This window comes from Hyphomonas sp. (assembly GCF_046313735.1).
GTDB lineage: Bacteria > Pseudomonadota > Alphaproteobacteria > Caulobacterales > Hyphomonadaceae > Hyphomonas.
In genome coordinates, this window is the sequence record NZ_JBKBXW010000009.1 from 40,285 (window position 1) to 59,128 (window position 18,844).

The window sequence follows — 18,844 nt, forward strand, 5'->3', positions numbered from 1 at the left end:
TGATATGTAGGACGAATGAGCGATAATAACGATCAGGGCAACAATACCGGCGGGCGCAAGCCGCTGACCGTACCACGCAAGACAGCGGGGACGGTCAAGCAGAGCTTCAGCCATGGTCGCTCCAAGTCTGTGGTCGTCGAGACCAAGAAGCGCCGGCCTGTGACCGCTGAGGCCGGAAAAGGCCCTGCTGCGCCGGGCGCGCAGCCGGCAGCGGCAGACTCGATGGAGGCCAAGCTCGTGGCGCTGGCGTCCAAGCTCGGCATCACGGTTGACGAGTTAAAAGCCCGCCAGAAAGTCCTCGAACAGCGCAAGGCCGAAGAAGCCGCCCGCGCCAAGGATAATGAGCGCGAACGCGAAGCGCAGGATCGTCTCCGGTCCGAGCAGGAGCGCAAGGTCCAGGTCGTGCGCGAGCGCGAGGAAGCGGAAGCCCGCCGCCGCGCCGAAGAAGAGGCCCGCAAGGCAACAGAGGCGGCGGCTCGCGAACGCACAGATCGCGCGCCCAAGACGGCTCGCCCCGCCGCCGCAACGCCGGCTGCCCCGGTCATCGAAGAAACCGACGACGCATCCCGCAACAAGCGCGGCAGCAAGCCTGCCCGCGACGACCGTGCCGAGCGCGCCCGCGAGGCGGCTGCAAAGTCCCGCGGGGATGCGGGTGAGCGCCGCCGGGGCAAGCTGACGATCGCTTCGGCGCTTGGGGATGATGCCGACCGCCAGCGGTCGCTGGCCTCTGTCCGCCGGGCGCGAGAGCGTGAACGCGAGCGCCGGATCGGTGGATCCGAGCAGCGTGAGAAGGTCGCGATTGAAGTGATCCTTCCCGAGACGATTACCCTTCAGGACCTTGCCGGCCGGATGAATGAGCGCGTCGCCGACGTCGTGAAATTCATGTTCAAGCAGGGCGAGATGCTGCGCGGGAACGACATCATCGACGCCGACATGGCCGAGCTGATTGCCAACGAATTTGGCCACACGGTTCGCCGCGTCTCCGAATCGGATGTCGAGATCGGACTCGAGGGTGCTGCAGATGATGTGAGCGACCTCCAGCCGCGGCCGCCGATCGTCACGATCATGGGCCATGTCGATCACGGCAAGACCTCACTGCTCGACGCGCTTCGCAAGACCGATGTCGCATCCGGCGAGGCTGGCGGCATTACCCAGCATATCGGCGCCTACCAGGTTCAGCTGAAGTCGGGCGAGCGGATCACTTTCCTCGACACGCCAGGCCACGCCGCCTTCACCGCCATGCGGGCCCGCGGCGCGAATGCGACTGATATCGCGATCCTCGTGGTTGCGGCCGACGATTCAGTGATGCCGCAGACGATCGAGTCCATCAATCACGCCAAGGCGGCCGGGGTTCCGATCATCGTGGCGGTCAACAAGTGCGACCTGCATGATGCCAATCCGGACAAGGTGCTGACAGACCTCCTGCAGCATGACATCCAGGTCGAATCGATGGGCGGCGTGACCCAGGCGGTCCAGGTCTCGGCCAAGACCGGCTTTGGGCTTGATGAGCTGACGGACGCGATCACGCTCCAGGCGGAAGTTCTTGAACTCAAGGCGAATCCGGACCGTCAGGCCGACGGCGTCGTGATCGAATCGAAACTCGACAAGGGTCGCGGGCCGGTGGCGACCGTGCTGATCAAGCGCGGCACGCTGAAGCGCGGCGACATTGTCGTGGCCGGCGCGTCATGGGGCAAGGTGCGTGCTCTGGTCGATGAACGCGGCCAGCAGCTGCCCGATGCCGGGCCGTCGCTTCCGGTCGAAGTGCTCGGCCTGGATGGTGCACCTGACCCGGGCGAGGCGTTTGTCGTTGTCGAAAATGAGGCCCGCGCCCGCGAGATCACCGAATACCGTGATCGTCACAAGCGCCAGGTTGCCGGCAATGCGTCCGTCGCCGCTCGCGCCTCGCTCGACCAGCTGATGAACCGTCTGAAGGATGGGGCCATCGAAACACGTGAACTGCCCGTCGTCCTGAAGGGCGATGTGCAGGGCTCCGTCGAGGCCATCAGCATGTCGCTGGACAAGGTTTCGACCGAGGAAGTGCGCGCCAAGGTGATCCACGGGGCCGTCGGCGGGATTTCGGAATCCGATGTTCTGCTCGCCCGTTCCTCGAACGCGCCGATCTTCGCGTTCAACGTCCGCGCCAACAAGCAGGCGCGCGATCTTGCTGAGCGTGAAGGCGTGGAGATCCGGTACTATTCGGTCATCTACGACCTGATCGACGATGTGAAAGCGACCCTGTCGGGGATGCTGGCGCCGGAGAAGCGCGAGACCTTCCTTGGCTATGCAGACATCCTCGAAGTCTTCAACATCACCAAGGTCGGCAAGGTTGCCGGCTGCCGCATTTCCGAAGGAAAGGTCCTTCGTGGATGCGGCGTGCGTCTCCTGCGAGACAACGTCGTGATCCACGAAGGCAAGCTGAAAACGCTCAAGCGGTTCAAGGATGAAGTGAACGAAGTCAATGCCGGTATGGAATGCGGCATGGCGTTCGAGCGCTATGAAGACATCCGGGTCGGTGACAAGATCGAGTGCTTCCAGGTCGAGGAAATCGCCCGGACGCTGGCATAAGGGGCGGCCTGTCTATGGCTCGCCGACCTGCCTCTCCCGCCATGCCGTCCCAGCGCCAACTGCGCGCGGGCGAGATCATCCGTCATGCGCTGGCGGATATTCTCTCGCGGGAAGCGTTCCGTGACCCGGATCTCACCGGCGTCATCATAACGGTCGGCGAGGTCCGCTGCTCGCCGGACCTGAAACACGCCAATATCTTCGTGACACCGCTCGGTGACGAGACGGAGGAGGGCAGGGCCCGCCTTGCGGCGGCGCTCACACGCGCCGCCGGCTTCCTGCGTGGCCGGCTTGGGCGCGAAATCGACATGAAGTTCACCCCAGAGCTGCATTTCATCGCCGATGCTTCCTATGACGAGGCAACGGCAATCGACCGCCTGCTGGCAGATCCGCGCGTGCGCCGGGATGTTGCCGGCGGGGACTAATCCACCCGCCCGCCGTCTTTCTGCCTTGATGGTTTGATATTTGACTCAGGGTTGCGGCTCTGCGAGCCCTGATCCAGGATGAATGGGGCTCAGAATGGACCGTCAGACACTCGATATGGAAGGCGCGCGGCAGGGCGAGATTTCCGCTGCGTCTTTGCAGCTCGGCGATGATACGATCGCGGTGAAACAGGTCGCGACCATGTCAGTGGAGCGTCACGAGTTCGCGCCCTGGGATACGCCGCGCAATCGCAAGGTCCAGAGCGTCTATGCCACGCTGAGCGTCAGCGCCCTGTTTTTCGGCCTTGTCGGCCTCGGCTGGTGGGCGCTTCGCCCGCAACAGGCTGACGGCGTGATCGGGCTCGCGGTTGGCGGCGGGCTCCTCCTTCTCGGGGTGATCCTCGGCGTGCGGGCCGTAATGATCGCCACGATGCTGAAGCGGCGAGAGCCCTATTTCCGGCTTCAGATCGGCACGTCTGATGGGCGCCAGATCCCCCTGGTCGACAACAGCCGGGAAGTCCTCGTGAAGATCCGCGACATCATCCGGCACAAGCTCGACACCGGCGACGCCCAGATTGTCGGCGACTTCGATCTCAATCTCGACATCGTCAACCTGCGCACGCCGAAGGGGTTGCACGCGGTAAGTCCCCCGCCGCCGCAGGCGCAGGAAGATGAAGTGTTCGAAGGTCGGCCCCGCCTCAGCTATTGAGGCAAGGCCGCGCCTCCTGCGGACAATCACGCGAGCTGAAGCTGCACGTCCACATTGCCCCGCGTTGCGTTTGAATAGGGGCACACTTCGTGCGTCTCGGCGATCAGCGTCTCGGCTTCTGCCCGGCCCATGCCCGGCAGCGAGATTGTCAGCGCCGCCGTGATCGCAAACCCCTTGCCCTTCGGATTAGGGCCAAGGCCGATTTCCGCGCCTACGGACGAGTTTGCCGGCAGGGCGATCTTCTTCTGGCCAGCAACATATTTCAGCGCTGAGTGAAAGCAGGCCGCATACCCGGCAGCGAACAATTGCTCCGGATTGCTGCCAGGGCCGCCCGCGCCGCCCATTTCCTTGGGTGTTTCGAGTGTGACTTCGAGCCGGCCATCATCGCTGCGGGCCGTGCCGGTGCGCCCGCCGGAGGATGTGGCGCGGGCCGTATAAAGAGTCGTCATGTGTTCTCTCCTGTCTGAACAACATGTATATAGGAAGCAATAAGATTGTGTGCAATGTAAGTTCCGTTTTTGTTGCTTTCCCGGCGACAGGGCCTCAGCCCATCAGGCTGGCCCGCAATTCCTTCAGTTTCTTTCGCAGGCTCAGGAATTCCGAGGCGCTCATATCGCCCGACGCTGCAATCCTGAGCGGAATGTCCTGCGCAGCCGTTTTCAGCGCCTGTCCGGCCGGGGTCAGGCGTACGATCACCTGGCGCTCATCCTCGGCATTGCGCGCGCGGGTGATAAGCCCGGCCTTTTCAAGCCGCTTCAGCAGCGGCGTCAGGGTTCCGGAATCGAGAAACAAGCGCTCGCCCAGCCGCCCTACGCTGACCCCATCCTCTTCCCACAGGACCAGCATCGTCAGGTATTGCGGATAGGTCAGGCCAATCTCGTCCAGCAGCGGCTTGTAGAGCTTCGTCATCTGCAATGACGCCGAATACAGCGCAAAGCAGAGCTGGTTGTCGAGCAGCAGGGGGTTCTCCGGATCGTTCATGGGGGCAGGGGCCTTGTATCCTGCTTCCTAGATAGGTGCGCCGGCACCGATGACACAATCGAATTGTGCGCAGGGCGCAGCGCCGCCTGCAGCAGGGGTGATTGACGCAGCCTGCCTGCCCCGACTATGCCCCGCCAACCCATCAAACCAGACCGGAGACGCGTTCGACCCGCGCCGCTGGCTATCGGAGCCTCCCTTGTCCCGTCAGAGAAAGCGCAAAGGCGAGCCCATCACGGGCTGGATCAACCTGTTCAAGCCGGTGGAGATGACCTCCACCCAGGCGGTCGCCATCATCAAACGGCTGTATAATGCCGAAAAGGTCGGCCATGGCGGCACGCTCGACCCGCTCGCCGATGGCATCCTGCCCATCGCCCTCGGCCAGGCCACCAAGACCGTCCAGTGGGCGATGGATGCCCGCAAGGAATATGTCCTCACCATCCGCTGGGGCGCCTCCACCTCCAGCCAGGATGCCGAAGGCGAGATCATCGCCACCTCCGATGTGCGCCCTGCGCGCGAGGCGGTCGAAGCTGCGCTGACAGCCTATACCGGCCTCATCCGCCAGATCCCGCCGAAATTCTCCGCCATCAAGGTCGGCGGCGAGCGCGCCTATGACCTTGCGCGGGAAGGGGAGGCGTTCGAACTCGAGGCCCGCGAGGTCGAGGTCCATTCCGCCGCCGTCATCGGCATGCCGGATGCAGACCACACCGTGATCCATGTGGCCTCCGGCAAGGGCTTTTACGTCCGCGCCATCGCGCGCGACCTGGCCGCTGATCTCGGCACCGAGGGCCATATCGTCCAGCTCCGCCGCACCCGTGTCGGCGCGTTCGATGCGCCGGGCGCGGTGGCCATCGCTGACCTCGAAGCCCTGAAGGACGACAAGCCGGCCCTTATGGCGAAGCTCCTGCCGCTGCAATCCGTCCTCGGCGGGATGCCGCAGGTCGAGGTCAGCCCGCATGATGCGTCAAACCTGCGTCAGGGCCGCTCGGTCGTGCTGCTGCCGCATATCGTCGAGCGCTGGCGCAGCGTCCGCAAGGATGAGGATGACCGTCTCGCGCTTGCGCTGTCGGGTGATAAGGCAATTGCCCTCGGCGAAATTCGCGCGGGGCAGTTCGAGCCGGTGCGGGTGTTCGCAGGCTGAGCGTTCAGCGCTTCGCTTTCATGTCGGCCAGCACCGCGCGCGTCACGCGCAGCGACCGGCTCGAAATCCGCACCTCGATATAGAATGAGACGAGGCTGACCGAGAGCAGCGCCATCGTGATCACGAACAGGACAGCCACCGCTTCGGTGACCGGGATCGGCGCAAGCTGGCCGGCAAACAACAGGATGATGACGATACAGATCAGCAGCGCGGCCAGCGTCGAGAGCGCAATCGCGCGGTGGATCTGCGCCATCCGCCGGTCGAGGATTGCCAGTTCAGCCAGGTGGGCCGCGCGCTCGGCCTCATTGTCGGCCGCCAGCCCGCCCTCCAGCGCCCGCCACCGGTCCACCACCCGCACGAGCCGGTTCGCCATCACATTGAGCAGCGCCCCGATCCCCGCCAGCGTAAACACCGGTGCAATCGCCAGCTGGATGGCATGGGCAATCTCGGAGGGGAGGGGTGTGGGCATCAGCTTCTCGCATAGGTGAATCCTGCTGAGAATCGTAGCCCAAGCCGCTTGGCCTGTCGCCAAGGAGTCACGGTTGGGTTCTTCATGGCAACCCGGCGACACCCCACCCCCTTCCCAATCCCCCCCTTTTGGGTCATAAGCCCGCTTTTGGGGCAGAGGCCTGCCGCTTGACCCTGCTGGACGACATCCCGGCTGTGGCCATCTGGAAGAAGGCTGTTCCCAAAAACCCCGCCAATTCAGGCGATTAGTGAAACCGGCGCCCTGAAGGCGCTTCAACCAGAAGGTATTTCCGATGTCGATTACTGCGGAAAAGAAGCAGGAACTCATCAAGAAGTTCGCCACCAAAGAAGGCGATACCGGGTCTCCGGAAGTGCAGGTCGCGATCCTCACCGAGCGGATCAACAACCTGACCGACCACTTCAAGACCAACAAGAAAGACAACCATTCCCGCCGCGGCCTCCTCACCATGGTCGCCACGCGCCGGAAACTCCTTGATTACGTCAAGGGCAAGGATGAGGCGCGCTATGCGAAGCTCATCACGGAACTCGGCATCCGCCGCTAGGTTCCGGCAAAACAGCCCGCCGGGCATAGGGCCACGGCGGGCTTTTCGTATGTGAAAGAAAGACAGACATGTTCAATAAGCAATCCGTGTCGCTGGAATGGGCCGGCCGCACGCTGACGATCGAGACGGGCCAGGTGGCACGTCAGGCCGATGGCGCCGTGATGGTGCAGTATGGCGACACCATTGTCCTCGCGACCGCCGTGTTCGCGAAGGAAGCAAAACCGGGGCAGGACTTCTTCCCCCTCACCGTGAATTACCAGGAAAAATACTTCGCCTCCGGCCGCATTCCCGGCGGATATTTCAAGCGCGAAGGCCGCCCCACCGAAAAAGAGACGCTGACCTCGCGCCTGATCGACCGTCCGATCCGCCCGCTCTTCGTTGAAGGCTTCAAGCATGAAGTCCAGGTCGTCGTCACCACGCTCTCCTATGACCTCGAGAACGATCCCGATGTCGTTGGCATGATCGGCGCCTCTGCCGCGCTCGTCCTCTCCGGCGCGCCCTTCATGGGCCCGATCGGCGCCGCCCGCGTCGGCTACAAGGACGGCGCCTACATCATCAACCCGACTGTCGCCGAACTCGAAGAGTCCGAGCTTGACCTCGTCCTCGCCGGCACGGCCGATGCCGTGATGATGGTGGAATCGCAAGCCAAGGAACTGTCGGAAGACGTGATGCTCGGCGCGGTCGTGGCCGGTCATGAGGCGATGCAGCCGGTGATCGACGCGATCATCGCCCTCGCCGAGAAAGCCGCTAAGGACGCCTTCGACTATGAGCCTGCCGACCGGTCTGCGGACCTGAAGGCGATCCTCGACGCAGTCGGCGCAGACCTTTCCAAGGCTTACAAGATCACCGCCAAGGGTGAGCGCCAGGCCGCTGTCGGCGCCGCGAAGGACAAGGCGAAAGCCGCCCTCGTGGGCACCGAAGATGCGCCCGGCGTGATGAGCGCGGAAGTGTTCAAGGCCGTGTTCAAGGAGGCCGAAGCCTCCGTCGTGCGCGGCGACATCATCCGCACCGGCGAGCGGATCGACGGGCGCAAGCTCGACCAGATCCGTCCGATCGTGGCCGAGGCCGGCTTCCTGCCGCGCACCCACGGCTCCGCGCTGTTCACCCGCGGCGAAACGCAGGCCATCTGCGTTGCGACGCTCGGAACCTCCGACGACGAACAATATGTCGACGGCCTCGACGGCACGCGCAAAGAAAAGTTCATGCTGCACTACAACTTCCCGCCCTATTCGGTCGGGGAGACGGGCCGCATGGGCGGTGCTGGCCGCCGCGAGATCGGCCATGGCAAGCTCGCCTGGCGCGCGCTGCAGGCTGTCCTGCCCAAGCATGAGGAATTTCCGTACACGATCCGTCTGGTCTCCGAGATCACCGAGTCGAACGGGTCTTCCTCGATGGCAACCGTCTGCGGCTGCTCGCTCGCAATGATGGATGCGGGCGTTCCGCTGGCACGCCCCGTCTCGGGTATCGCCATGGGCCTCATCCTCGAGGGCAAGGACTTTGCGGTCCTCTCCGACATTCTCGGCGATGAGGATCACCTCGGCGACATGGACTTCAAGGTGGCCGGTACGGAGCATGGTATCACCTCGCTCCAGATGGACATCAAGGTTGCCGGCATCACCAAGGACATCATGGGCAAGGCCCTGGAGCAGGCCAAAGGCGGCCGTCTCCACATCCTCGGCGAAATGTCGAAAGCCCTCGGCGCCTCGCGCGGCAAGCTCTCCGAAAATGCCCCGCAGATGGAAATCATGAAGGTCCCGACCGACAAGATCCGCGATGTGATCGGCTCCGGCGGCAAAGTCATCCGCGGCATCGTCGACGAGACGGGCGCCAAGGTGAACATCGAGGATGACGGCACGGTGCAGATATCTGCGCTCGACCGCAAATCCATCGACGCCGCAATCCGCATGATCAAGGGCATCGTGGCCGAACCCGAAGTCGGCGAAATCTATCAGGGCAAAGTTGTCTCGATGAAGGATTTCGGCATCTTCGTGAACTTCTTCGGTCCCAAGGACGGCCTCGTCCATGTCTCCCAGATGGCCAACAAGCGCGTCGGCCACCCCAAGGAGATGGTCAAGGAAGGCGACACTGTGTGGGTGAAGCTCATGGGCTTCGATGAGCGCGGCAAGGTCCGCCTCTCCATGAAAGTCGTCGACCAGGAGACCGGCAAGGAAATCGAAGGCGCAGAGGCCGGCGCGGAGGAGTAATCTCCCGCCGATCTGCCCAACAGATCAGGGGCCGCTCCTTGCGGGGCGGCCCTTTTTCATGGAAGACCCGAACCAAGAGGAGACCGCGCCCATGTCCCGCAAGAAGTCGTTTCTCATCGCGATGTCCGGCGGCTCCGGTTCAGGCAAATCGACCGTCGCCGAAGCCCTCCTCGCCCATCTGGGGCCGGACCGGGCCGTGATGTTCGGTGAAGACGCCTACTACCATCCGATGAGCTATTACGGCGCGCCATCAACCGAAGAGGAGCGCGCGGCGCTGGTCGCCGGCATCAATTATGACGATCCCAAATCGAAGGAAGTTGACCACCTCGTCTCTGATCTCAAAGCCCTCAAGGCTGGCGAAGCGGTCGAGCAGCCGATCTATGATTATGAGCGCCATGACCGCTCGAAAAACACCCGCCGCATCGAATCTGCCCCGGTCCTGATCCTGGAGGGCATCCATGCTCTCTCGATGCCCAAGATCCGCAGCTTTATCGACCTTTCGGTCTATGTCGACACGCCCGACGATCTCCGCCTCGCGCGCCGCATCCGCCGCGATGTGCTGGAGCGCGGGCGCACCGTGCATTCAGTATTGCTGCAATACATGTCGACCGTCCGTTCGGCCCACTATCGCTGGACCTATCCGGCAAAGTTCGATGCAGACCTTGTGATCGCGGATGAAGGCCTGCCGGCCTATGGCGATGTGAAACCGTCCCCCGAAGCGATCGAGCGGATGCTCGCCCCCGTCCTTGCCCGGTTGCAGACGGCAGGCGTGATTTGAAGCCCAACCCATGATAGCCTCAGGGGCATGTTTCGCGCTGCCCTTCTCCTGATTGCGCTGGCGGGCCTGACCGCGCCGGCCTTCGCCTGCGATATGCGCCTTGCCTCCCGCCCTGCAGGCGTCGCCGCCTATGTGGAAGCGGCCGGGCCCTGTCTCATCGCACCGCCGGAAGGCCTCGCTTTCGATGCATCCCTGGAGGCGCAGTTCCTCGGCCTAGTGAATGACGAGCGGCGGCGGGCAGGCCTGCCGCCCATCAGTCTGCGGACAAACCTCTCCGGCGCGGCCCGGTTCCATAGCCTGGACATGGCGGCAAACACCTTCTTTGGCCATGATGGACGGGATGGGCGCAGCCCGCAGGACCGTATCGCGGCCTTTGACCGGACAGCGCTCGCCAGCTTCACGGCCGAAAATGTCGCCTCGCTTTCCCGGCCTGGCGGACGCCTCAGCCCGGATTTCGCGCTGCGGCGGCTGCATCAGAACCTGATGGATAGCCCCGGCCACCGGGCCAACATCCTCGATCCGCGCGCCACCCATGCCGCTTTCGGCGTCGTGCGTACACGCGACAGCGTCTGGGTCACACAGCTTTTCATGGGCCTTGCTGGCACACTGCCGCAGGAGGCGCCGCTGCGGATCGCCGCGCCAAACGGTCTCGGCGCCCCGTCGGGCCTCGAAGGCTGGCAGTTTGTCCGCTATGAGATTGTCTCGCCCACGGGCGATCCATGGCCGTCCGGCGTGCGGCTCGGGCCCGGCCTCTCCGCGCGGCTCGCAGCCTACGCAACCCAACCCAGGGACGGCCGGGGCAGCTTCACGGCAATCCGCTTCACCGGCCCGGCCATCACCATTGAGCGCTGATCAGTTCAGGCTGGCGCCGGGATAGCTTGCCCGGAAATCGGCCTCTGCGGCGGCCTTCAAGCGACGTCCCTGCGCGGCAGAGTCGCGCCCCGCCTGCTCGGCCTGTTGCGCCTCGCTCAAGGTGCGCTGTGCCCGCGTCAGTCGGTCCTGATGGCGCTTCACTTGGCGCTCTGCATCGCGGATGTCGTTCTGTGCGCGGCGGATGTCGCGGACAGCATCGCGCTCCTGTCGCTCACCCGCCGCGATCATCTGGTCGCCCTCGCGCCACTGTTCCGCTAGCGCCCGGCGGGCGGAAACTTCATCCGCCAACGGAATGGCAGACTGTTCCATCATGTCGGCGACAGTCGGCGCTGCGGGCGTTGAAGATCGGCTCGCGCACGCCCCGAGCGAAAGGATCAGGCCAAGCGCCGCTGCGGTCATCAGACGTACAGGTTTCATGTGAACTCCTTATGCAAACAAGTGTACGCTCGCTCACGTAGTGTCAGATTGACCTGCTTGAAGTCTTAATCTACGGATTGTCGGCATCTCTCTCAGAATGTTGTTTTTATGCAACTATTGGGCTGTTGCACAGAACGAAAAAAGTGAGCGCTTACATTATATCGCCAGCAAGGTCGCTTTCGTGTTGTAAGTCCAAAGTCAGCCAAGGCGCCGCGCAGCACTCCGCCCGCGTGCCTCGGCCTGTTTCAGCCAGGCGGCAATCTTTTCCGGCCTCGCGGATTTCACCGTACCCACCTGCAGGGTGCGCACAGGCTTGATCCCGGCAAACTTCAGCACAAGGTTTTCCATCTGCAACTTCGCGGGCCGCCCATACATCAACTGGTCGAACCAGGCCGGTCCGTCAGCTGTCATCAGCACATCGGCAGATCGCCCGGCTAGCAATTTGTCCCACCACGGATCATTCTCATGGTAGCGCATCGCGAATCCCGGAAGGTAGGCCCGGTCGATCACGCCCTTCATCTTAGCAGGCATGCCGCCCCACCATTGCGGATAGGCCCAGCACAGATGGTTTGCCCACAGAATACTCTCCCGCCAGGCTTCGAGGCAGGGCTCCAACTCTTTGCGCGAATGATACCCGTCCTGAAGGTCCGGATCGAACACCATCTCCGACAGGTGCATCCGCCGGATTTCCGCGCCTTCGGCCTCGGCGCCGTGCTGAAAAGCATCGGCCATCCCATGGCTGAGAGAGGCCTCGCGAGGGTGCCCGACCCAGATAAAGATCCGCGCCGTCACTCCGCCTTCTCCACCGGAGCGGTCTCAAGATACGCCGCAAACCGAAGGAAGCGCGAGACAGAAAGTTCAACCGGGCAGCTGTGCAACAGATGGCGCACCGGCTCGCCAGCGATGGAGACCTCAGCGAGATAAGCCGCAGAATCGGGCGGGCATAGCCAACCCGGCGTATCGTCATCGCCGGTGCCGTGCACGGGCAGGCTATAGCTCAACTGATCCGGTCCCGTCTGAAAGCAGGGATCAGACAGGAATGCGTCCAGCCTTTCCGCCTTGTCCGCCGACAGGGCGGATGAAAGGTAAGGCGGCGGCTCCGGCGGCGGAACGTAGCCGTCATGCTCGCCCGGCAGCAGGACAGGCCGGGGCGGCGGCGGTGGCAAATCCAGCCGCAGGTTATTGGTGGCGATCTGCCAGACGCCGCCCTCATCCTTCCAGAGGGTCACCCGCGTATCCAGCTGCCACATCGTCGTTGGCGGCACGCGCACGCGGATCAGCGCTTCGGCCCCTTCTGAGTCCGGCGGCATCGGCGTGGCGGACGCAAGCGCGGCGATCCGCTCCGCCCGCTCCGGCCCATTCAGGGCATTCTCTGCCCTGATCTTTGCGACATCGAATCTCTCTGCGCCGGGGCAGAGCGCAAGATCGCTGGCCGCTCCTTCCGCCTGCGCATGAGCAGGAGGTGTATCCGCAGGCGGCGTCGAACAGCCCGATGCGATCAGGGCTATTCCGGCAACCGGCGCTGCGAAGCCCTTGAAAATAAAGTGCATGCAAGACGCCTCCCCGCCGGATGAACGCGCAAGTCGTCCAGCAATTCCGGCGGGGAGGCAAGGGGGGCGAGGTCAGCAATTGTCCGGTTGCGAGCGGACGAGTTGCAGGCCCCGCCGCGTGATCCGGTATGGCTTGCCGCCAGTCGAGGCGATGGTCCTTCGCCGTTTCAGCTTGCGGAAGAGGGCGAGGTCGAGCCCGTCGAGGCGCCAGCCTTCACGGGAATAGCAGTGAACGCCGGAAGGTTTCTTCTGGTCGTCGCGGATAAGTTCGATCCAGCCGCCCTGGGCGAGCAGGTGAAGAATGCGCTGTTCAGCGCGGGAAATGTCCATGTGTAGTGGTCCGGAGAAGCGCCGCATGGGCGCGCAGGAACGTTACCGGCGCGCGAAGGCGCCAGCAGTGTCGCTCATGCCGGCCTGCCTGGCACGGACAATTTCCGTGCGGGAACGGCAGGCCCTCTAGCGGGTCTCGGACAGGTTAGGGCGCATACTCACCTCAGCAGGCCACCAGAAGTCGGCGTTGGGTCAGCTGAAGTCAAGATGTACGAGGACTGAGGACTATTCTTCCTCGCCCGCGTCCGGCACGCCCACGGCATGGAAGCCGGCATCGACATGGATCACTTCGCCGGCAATCGAGCGGCCGAGCGGGGAGAGCAGGTATAGCGCGCAGCCCGCGACGCCTTCCATGCTGGTGTCTTCCTTCAGGAGCGACCATTGCCGGCCTGTGCCCATCAGGCTCTTGCCGCCGCGAATGCCGGCAAGCGACAGCGTCCGCATCGCGCCGGCCGAAATAGCGTTCACGCGGATGCCCTGAGGGCCGAGGTCGCGCGCGGCATAGCGCGTCGCAGCTTCCAGCGCCGCCTTGGCAACGCCCATGACGTTGTACGAAGGCACGGTCCGCTCGGCGCCTAGATATGTCATGCAGATGATCGATCCGCCATCGGGCATGATCTCTGAGGCTCGGCGTGCGCAGTCGATAAAGCTGTAGACGGAGATATCCATCGCCCTGCGGAAGCCTTCGCGCGAGGTGTTGGCGACCATCGACCCCATCAGCTCGTCCTTGCCCGCAAAGGCGATGGAGTGGACCAGGAAATCGATCTTCCCCCACTTCGCCTTGATGGCCGCAAAGGCTGCATCCATCGAGGTGTCATCGGTCACATCGGCCGGGATCATCGTGTCCATGCCGATGGATTCGACCAGTGGGCGCACCCGGCGCTCAAGCGTCTCACCTTGATAGGTGAACGCAATCTCGGCGCCCTGTGCGGCCAGCTGGCTGGCAATACCCCAGGCGATCGAGTTCTGGTTCGCTACGCCCATCACGACGCCGCGCTTGCCCTTCATCAGGTCGCCTTTCGGCATGTTCCAGTCATCGGCCATGGCAAGCCTCCCTTGGTCCTCGAAATGTTGGCAATGGGCTAGGCGGCGCTCACCGCCCCGTCAAGACGGCAATGGCCCGGACGCTGCGGGCGCCCGGGCCATTGCAAACGAAGTTGAATTCCAGGCCTCAGGCAGCCGGGGTGAGCGTTTTCAGGCCGACTTTCATGTCGAGGGCGGTGTAGACATGCTCTCCGTCCACGAACACCTTGCCGTCGGCGATACCCAGAACCAGCTTCCCGCGGCGGGCGCGCTTGATGTCGATCTCGTAGCGCACGAGCTTCTTGTCCGGCGTGATCTCGCCGGTGAACTTCACCTCGCCCACGCCCAGCGCGCGGCCCTTGCCGGGGCTGCCCGACCAGCCGAGCCAGTAGCCGACGATCTGCCACATCGCATCAAGGCCGAGGCAGCCGGGCATCACCGGATCGCCCGGGAAGTGGCACTGGAAGAACCAGAGGTCCGGCGTGATATCGAGTTCGCCGACCACATGCCCCTTGCCATAGGCGCCGCCGTCAAGGCTGATCTCGGTAATCCGGTCCATCATCAGCATCGGCGGGGCCGGCAGCTGGGCGTTGCCCGGTCCGAAGTATCCGCCCTGGCCTGATTTCAGCAGGTCTTCTTTCGAGTAGGACGATTGCGGCGTGTGATAATCGTGCGGTCCGGACATGCCTCGGCACCCTCCAACGGTTGTATCCGGCGGCTTCCAGCCTTTACGCCGCAGCTTGTCAACCGTTTGTGGCGGCGGTGCGGATTTCCGGCAGGCTGGCGCCCCAAAGTGCATCACGCGGCGCAAAGCCCCGGAAGTTCCCCGCGCGGATGCGGCAATGCTCCAGCTGGCAGCTGTCGACCTGCACAAGCACCCCTTCGCCGACCTCCGCAACAGGGGAGGCGTCTACTGCCGGGCTGTTGGCCAGGATTACGGTCCGCGTCACAAGGGCCGAGGCGCCACCTTCCAGCATCCGCTGGTGGATCCACACTTCATCGCCGGAAGGGTCGCGCACATGGCGCCACTCGCCGCTCTCCTTCAGGATGAGCACCGGCAGGCCCTTGCGGTTGTATCGCCAGGCGACCGGATAGGCGAGGCTCGGCCCGGTCCGGCCGTTCACCTCTGCCCAGCGCAGCGTCTCGAACCGTGGCACCGGTTTGCCCGAAAACCGGCTGACGACCGGCTCCGTAAGGGAAGCTGGCTCAGCAAACGCGGATGCGGCTGCGCCAAGAAGCAGCGCGAGCGAAAGAATTGCCCGTTTCATTTGCACCCTGTCCATCACCAAGGGGGAAACCCTTGATCGCATACGGGCATGAATCCCCCGTAAAGCCGATGATGATTGGCGTTTCCGGCGGGCTCTGCTAAGCCCGCCGGAACAAAAGAAATAATCCTGACGGGAGTCCCATGCCGGCCAGCAAGCTGAAAGTTGTCGTCACCCGCAAGCTCCCCTCACCGGTCGAGCTGCGGATGAAGGAATTGTTCGATACGCAGCTGAACGAATCCGACCGGCCCTTCACGTCGGACCAGCTCGCCGAAGCGATCCAGACCGCAGATGTCCTTGTCCCGACCGTGACGGACCGGATTGATGGCCGCCTCCTCGCCCGCGCGGGAGAGAAGCTGCGCCTCATTGCCCAGTTCGGTGCGGGTGTAGACAACATCGATGTGGCCTCTGCCGTCCAGCGGGGCATCACGGTCACCAACACGCCGGGCGTGCTGACCGATGACACGGCCGATGTCGCCATGGCGCTGATCCTCGCTGTGCCCCGCCGCCTGCATGAGGGCGTGCAGATCATGGAGCAGGGCCGGTTCGATGGCTGGACGCCGACCTGGATGATGGGCCGCCGCCTTTCCGGCAAGCGCCTTGGCATCATCGGCATGGGCCGCATCGGCCAGGCCGTCGCGCGCCGCGCAAGGGCTTTCGGCCTGCAGATCCACTATCATAACCGCAAGCCCGTCGGCCCACGGATCGAGGAATCCCTCGAGGCGACCTATTGGGACTCGCTCGACCAGATGCTCGCCCGTATGGACATCGTCTCGGTCAACTGCCCGCATACGCCGGCAACCTTCCATCTTCTCAATGCGCGCCGCCTCGGCCTGATGAAGCCGGAGGCCTACATCATCAACACGGCGCGCGGCGAGGTGATTGACGAGGCGGCGCTCGCCCGGGCGATCCGCGCCGGCACCATCGCAGGCGCCGGCCTCGACGTGTTCGAGCGCGAGCCTTCCGTCAATCCGGACCTGCTCGGCTTGCCGAACGTGCTTCTGCTGCCGCATATGGGCTCTGCCACCATCGAAGGGCGCACCGAGATGGGCGAAAAAGTCATCATCAATATCAAGACCTTCGCAGACGGCCACCGCCCGCCTGACAGGGTTATCCCAGCCATCCTCTGATCATCGCCCCGGCGCGCCCGCGTCCGGTGAGCCTTCTCGCTATTGCGCGAGGGAGACATCCTCTCGCGGCGCCCTTGCGCGGTTGAGAAAGGCCCGAAGGTCTGCGGCGCTGCGCGCGGCGATTTCTTCCTGGGGCAGGTGCCCGACCCCCTCATAGAGAATGTATTCCGCGCCCGGAATGGCAGCGGCAAACTTCGCGCCGGCAGAGTGCGGGATCACATTGTCCTGGTCCCCATGCATCACCAGGGTTGGCACTTGGATGGATGACAGCAGCTCGTCAGAAGCGACCTGCCGGTTGCTGCGCCCGCCGGTCAGCTGCAGCAGGGCGTCCCGGTGGCAAGGCGCGCGGGAGAAGGAGGCATAGCGGTCCACCATATCCTGGGTCACGAAGGAAGGGTCCGCAAAGCTGCGCTCAAGTCCGGACCGGATCATGTTGGTCAGGTCGAGGTCCCGTATCACACGGCGCGCCAGCCCGATTTCAAGAATGCGGAAAACCGCCGGCCGGGAGTCTGGCTCATCGCCTTCTCGTGGCCAACCCGCCGCATTGACCAGAACCAGAGCCTCCAGCCGCTGGGGATGGGTAAGGGCATAGTGCCAGGCTGCAGAGCCGCCCATTGAATTGCCCGCCAGGGTAAAGCGCTCAATGTTCAGGGTACGAACAAGCCGGTCGATCACATCGACAAACTGGTCGGGCCCGATGGTTTCATTATCGAGACAGGTCGACAGGCCGTGCCCGGGCAGGTCAATGCTGACAACCCTGTAATCCCGCTTCAGGTCTGCCACCCATGGCTCCCAGGTATGCAGCGACGCTGCAAAACCATGGACCAGCACAATGACCGGCGCATTGCGCGGGCCCGTATCGCGGAAGTGAATCTGCTGATTGTCGCCGAGGCTCAGATAACGGCTGTCCACATTCGCATACAGCGTCTCAAGCTTCCCGAACGGGATATCATCCCGGCGGAGCGTAAGCCATCCTGCAAAGAGGATCACTCCGATCGTCAGAAGGACGGCAAATAGGCGAAGCAATGTGGCCCCTGCTGTTCTGGATGGCAGCACTTAGGCGTGAATAACGCCTCGGGTGCCGCTCCTGTCAAATGATCTGTTCAGGCCGAACACACCGGGCACTGCAAATCGCGGCGCAGCCGTACGGTTCGGGTCTCACTCCGCAATCCGTCGATGACAAGGATACGCCCGATGAGCGGATCGCCCGCGCCGGTGATCCATTTGACGGTCTCAAGCGCCAGAATAGAGCCCGTGAGTCCCGTGACCGCGCCGACCACCCCAACCTCGTCGCAGGCCTCTGCCGCAGGCGGCGCCTCAGGCACCCAGCACTGATAGCAGGGCGCCTGCGCGATCACACCGGAGGCGAAGACACCGACCTGTCCCGTCCACCCGCTCACCGCCGCTGAGACCAGCGCGCGCCCAGACGCGTGCGCGAGCCGGTTCAACGCGAACCGCGTTGCGAAATTGTCCGATGCGTCGACCAGCACGGTGCCTTCTGGCCGGCTGTCTTCCGCAAAGCGTTTCGCCATGACGCGAACGTCAATCGACGGATCGAGTGCCGCAATCCGCGCGCCCAGTGTCTCAGCCTTGACCGCGCCGGTATCGGCTTCGGCGAATTGCACCTGCCGCTGAAGGTTCGACCGTTCCACACGGTCATCATCCCAGATCTCGATCCGGCCCACGCCTGCCGCAGCAAGGTACAGCGCAGCCGGCCCGCCCAGCGCGCCCGCGCCGATGATCGAAACCGATGCCGCGCGCAGCTTCTGCACGCCCGGCCCGCCGATTTCCTTGAGCAGGATGTGGCGGCGATGGCGGTCAAGCTCTTCGGGCGACAGGCTCATCCTCCCGCCCTCAATTGTGTCGAGGATAGAGCGTGCTCCCGCGCCCGCAGATACACCCAGGCCGGCGCTGCCCGCCGCCCCAGCGATACTGCGTCACGCTCGCAGATCCGTGCGTATGCGAACTTCCGTGTGAACAGGCTGGCCCGCGAAATCCGGCTGCCCGGCCGGGCGATGATCGCCACTGGCACTGCCCGCGCCAGCCGCTCCCAATCCCTCCACCGGTGAAAGCTCCTCAGATTGTCCGCCCCCATGATCCAGACAAACCGTACCCCTGGCATCGCCCGCTTGAGCGCGGCAACCGTATCAACCGTATAGGTCAGCCCGAGCCGCGCTTCGATATCGCTCACCCGCATCCGGCGCCCCTGCGCCATGTTCCGCGCGGAGGCAAGCCGCGCCTCGAATGATCCGTGCTCGGCCTTCAGCGGATTGCCGCGCGCAACGATCCACCAGACGGCGTTGAGCTGCAGCCGCTTCAGTGCCGTCTCCGCGACATGCAGGTGTCCCGCATGGGCCGGATTGAAGCTGCCCCCCATCAGCCCGATGGTCAGGCCTCTGCCACGCCCCCGGGCCGGGCCGGGCAGGGGCAC

22 protein-coding genes are annotated in these 18,844 nt (G+C 64.0%); 9 read left to right on the forward strand and 13 right to left on the reverse strand.

From position 1 onward, the window contains the following. Nucleotides 1-15 precede the first annotated feature (15 nt). The 3 genes from infB (at nucleotide 16) to ACK4SV_RS06180 (ending at nucleotide 3,693) form a co-directional block, all read left to right on the forward strand. Nucleotides 16-2,565 (forward strand): translation initiation factor IF-2, encoded by a 2,550-nt coding sequence (gene infB, locus ACK4SV_RS06170; RefSeq protein WP_409916934.1) that lies wholly within the window; start codon nucleotides 16-18, stop codon nucleotides 2,563-2,565. Between the two features lie 14 nt (nucleotides 2,566-2,579). Further along, nucleotides 2,580-2,987, forward strand: coding sequence for a 30S ribosome-binding factor RbfA (gene rbfA, locus ACK4SV_RS06175; protein ID WP_409916935.1), 408 nt, complete (start codon nucleotides 2,580-2,582; stop codon nucleotides 2,985-2,987). Between the two features lie 94 nt (nucleotides 2,988-3,081). Continuing rightward, complete coding sequence (locus ACK4SV_RS06180; RefSeq protein ID WP_409916936.1) at nucleotides 3,082-3,693, forward strand: hypothetical protein; 612 nt, start codon at nucleotides 3,082-3,084, stop codon at nucleotides 3,691-3,693. A gap of 26 nt (nucleotides 3,694-3,719) precedes the next feature. Here ACK4SV_RS06180 and ACK4SV_RS06185 read toward each other — a convergent pair whose 3' ends face one another. Further along, the gene (locus ACK4SV_RS06185; RefSeq protein WP_409916937.1) at nucleotides 3,720-4,142 is read right to left on the reverse strand and encodes an organic hydroperoxide resistance protein; all 423 of its coding nucleotides are present in this window, start codon (nucleotides 4,140-4,142) and stop codon (nucleotides 3,720-3,722) included. 94 nt (nucleotides 4,143-4,236) lie between these two features. Continuing rightward, complete coding sequence (locus ACK4SV_RS06190; RefSeq protein ID WP_409916938.1) at nucleotides 4,237-4,674, reverse strand: MarR family winged helix-turn-helix transcriptional regulator; 438 nt, start codon at nucleotides 4,672-4,674, stop codon at nucleotides 4,237-4,239. 196 nt (nucleotides 4,675-4,870) lie between these two features. On the opposite strand from ACK4SV_RS06190, the gene truB reads away from it, so the two are divergent. Continuing rightward, nucleotides 4,871-5,812: a tRNA pseudouridine(55) synthase TruB gene (gene truB / locus ACK4SV_RS06195; RefSeq protein WP_409916939.1), complete on the forward strand. Its 942-nt coding sequence runs from the start codon at nucleotides 4,871-4,873 to the stop codon at nucleotides 5,810-5,812. Between the two features lie 4 nt (nucleotides 5,813-5,816). Here the strand turns inward: truB and ACK4SV_RS06200 are convergent, their stop codons facing one another. After that, on the reverse strand, nucleotides 5,817-6,281 hold the full coding sequence (locus tag ACK4SV_RS06200) for a DUF2721 domain-containing protein (protein ID WP_409916940.1): 465 nt from the start codon (nucleotides 6,279-6,281) through the stop codon (nucleotides 5,817-5,819). A 292-nt stretch (nucleotides 6,282-6,573) separates the two neighbouring features. Here ACK4SV_RS06200 and rpsO point away from each other — a divergent pair, with 292 nt between their 5' ends. The 4 genes from rpsO to ACK4SV_RS06220 all read left to right on the forward strand — a co-directional run bounded on the left by rpsO (nucleotide 6,574) and on the right by ACK4SV_RS06220 (nucleotide 10,677). Further along, nucleotides 6,574-6,843, forward strand: coding sequence for a 30S ribosomal protein S15 (rpsO, locus tag ACK4SV_RS06205; RefSeq protein WP_409916941.1), 270 nt, complete (start codon nucleotides 6,574-6,576; stop codon nucleotides 6,841-6,843). 68 nt (nucleotides 6,844-6,911) lie between these two features. Next, complete coding sequence (gene pnp / locus ACK4SV_RS06210) at nucleotides 6,912-9,047, forward strand: polyribonucleotide nucleotidyltransferase (protein ID WP_409916942.1); 2,136 nt, start codon at nucleotides 6,912-6,914, stop codon at nucleotides 9,045-9,047. A 91-nt stretch (nucleotides 9,048-9,138) separates the two neighbouring features. After that, a complete protein-coding gene (gene udk / locus ACK4SV_RS06215; RefSeq protein WP_409916943.1) occupies nucleotides 9,139-9,825 on the forward strand; it encodes a uridine kinase in 687 nt (228 codons plus the stop codon). Between the two features lie 27 nt (nucleotides 9,826-9,852). After that, complete coding sequence (locus tag ACK4SV_RS06220) at nucleotides 9,853-10,677, forward strand: CAP domain-containing protein (RefSeq protein ID WP_409916944.1); 825 nt, start codon at nucleotides 9,853-9,855, stop codon at nucleotides 10,675-10,677. On the opposite strand, the gene ACK4SV_RS06225 is transcribed toward ACK4SV_RS06220, so the two are convergent. From ACK4SV_RS06225 to ACK4SV_RS06255, 7 genes are all read right to left on the reverse strand, one after another. Continuing rightward, the gene (locus ACK4SV_RS06225) at nucleotides 10,678-11,115 is read right to left on the reverse strand and encodes a hypothetical protein (RefSeq protein ID WP_409916945.1); all 438 of its coding nucleotides are present in this window, start codon (nucleotides 11,113-11,115) and stop codon (nucleotides 10,678-10,680) included. A gap of 198 nt (nucleotides 11,116-11,313) precedes the next feature. Beyond that, complete coding sequence (locus ACK4SV_RS06230) at nucleotides 11,314-11,907, reverse strand: NAD(P)H-dependent oxidoreductase (RefSeq protein ID WP_409916946.1); 594 nt, start codon at nucleotides 11,905-11,907, stop codon at nucleotides 11,314-11,316. Further along, a complete protein-coding gene (locus tag ACK4SV_RS06235) occupies nucleotides 11,904-12,665 on the reverse strand; it encodes a hypothetical protein (protein ID WP_409916947.1) in 762 nt (253 codons plus the stop codon). The genes ACK4SV_RS06230 and ACK4SV_RS06235 overlap by 4 nt, the downstream gene beginning before the upstream one ends. Nucleotides 12,666-12,737: 72 nt before the next feature. Continuing rightward, on the reverse strand, nucleotides 12,738-12,995 hold the full coding sequence (locus ACK4SV_RS06240; protein WP_409916948.1) for a YjhX family toxin: 258 nt from the start codon (nucleotides 12,993-12,995) through the stop codon (nucleotides 12,738-12,740). 225 nt (nucleotides 12,996-13,220) lie between these two features. Beyond that, a complete protein-coding gene (locus ACK4SV_RS06245) occupies nucleotides 13,221-14,039 on the reverse strand; it encodes an enoyl-ACP reductase (protein WP_409916949.1) in 819 nt (272 codons plus the stop codon). 127 nt (nucleotides 14,040-14,166) lie between these two features. Further along, a complete protein-coding gene (fabA, locus tag ACK4SV_RS06250; RefSeq protein ID WP_409916950.1) occupies nucleotides 14,167-14,703 on the reverse strand; it encodes a bifunctional 3-hydroxydecanoyl-ACP dehydratase/trans-2-decenoyl-ACP isomerase in 537 nt (178 codons plus the stop codon). Nucleotides 14,704-14,761: 58 nt separating this feature from the next. After that, nucleotides 14,762-15,286 (reverse strand): SH3 domain-containing protein, encoded by a 525-nt coding sequence (locus ACK4SV_RS06255; protein WP_409916951.1) that lies wholly within the window; start codon nucleotides 15,284-15,286, stop codon nucleotides 14,762-14,764. Between the two features lie 140 nt (nucleotides 15,287-15,426). Here ACK4SV_RS06255 and ACK4SV_RS06260 point away from each other — a divergent pair, with 140 nt between their 5' ends. Continuing rightward, nucleotides 15,427-16,413 (forward strand): 2-hydroxyacid dehydrogenase, encoded by a 987-nt coding sequence (locus tag ACK4SV_RS06260; protein WP_409916952.1) that lies wholly within the window; start codon nucleotides 15,427-15,429, stop codon nucleotides 16,411-16,413. Nucleotides 16,414-16,452: 39 nt separating this feature from the next. On the opposite strand, the gene ACK4SV_RS06265 is transcribed toward ACK4SV_RS06260, so the two are convergent. From ACK4SV_RS06265 to ACK4SV_RS06275, 3 genes are all read right to left on the reverse strand, one after another. Next, nucleotides 16,453-17,439 (reverse strand): alpha/beta fold hydrolase, encoded by a 987-nt coding sequence (locus ACK4SV_RS06265; protein WP_409916953.1) that lies wholly within the window; start codon nucleotides 17,437-17,439, stop codon nucleotides 16,453-16,455. A gap of 77 nt (nucleotides 17,440-17,516) precedes the next feature. Then, nucleotides 17,517-18,257, reverse strand: coding sequence for a HesA/MoeB/ThiF family protein (locus ACK4SV_RS06270; protein WP_409916954.1), 741 nt, complete (start codon nucleotides 18,255-18,257; stop codon nucleotides 17,517-17,519). Then, nucleotides 18,254-18,844, reverse strand: a complete 591-nt coding sequence (locus ACK4SV_RS06275) for a nicotinate-nucleotide adenylyltransferase (RefSeq protein WP_409917009.1) — start codon at nucleotides 18,842-18,844, stop codon at nucleotides 18,254-18,256. The genes ACK4SV_RS06270 and ACK4SV_RS06275 overlap by 4 nt, the downstream gene beginning before the upstream one ends.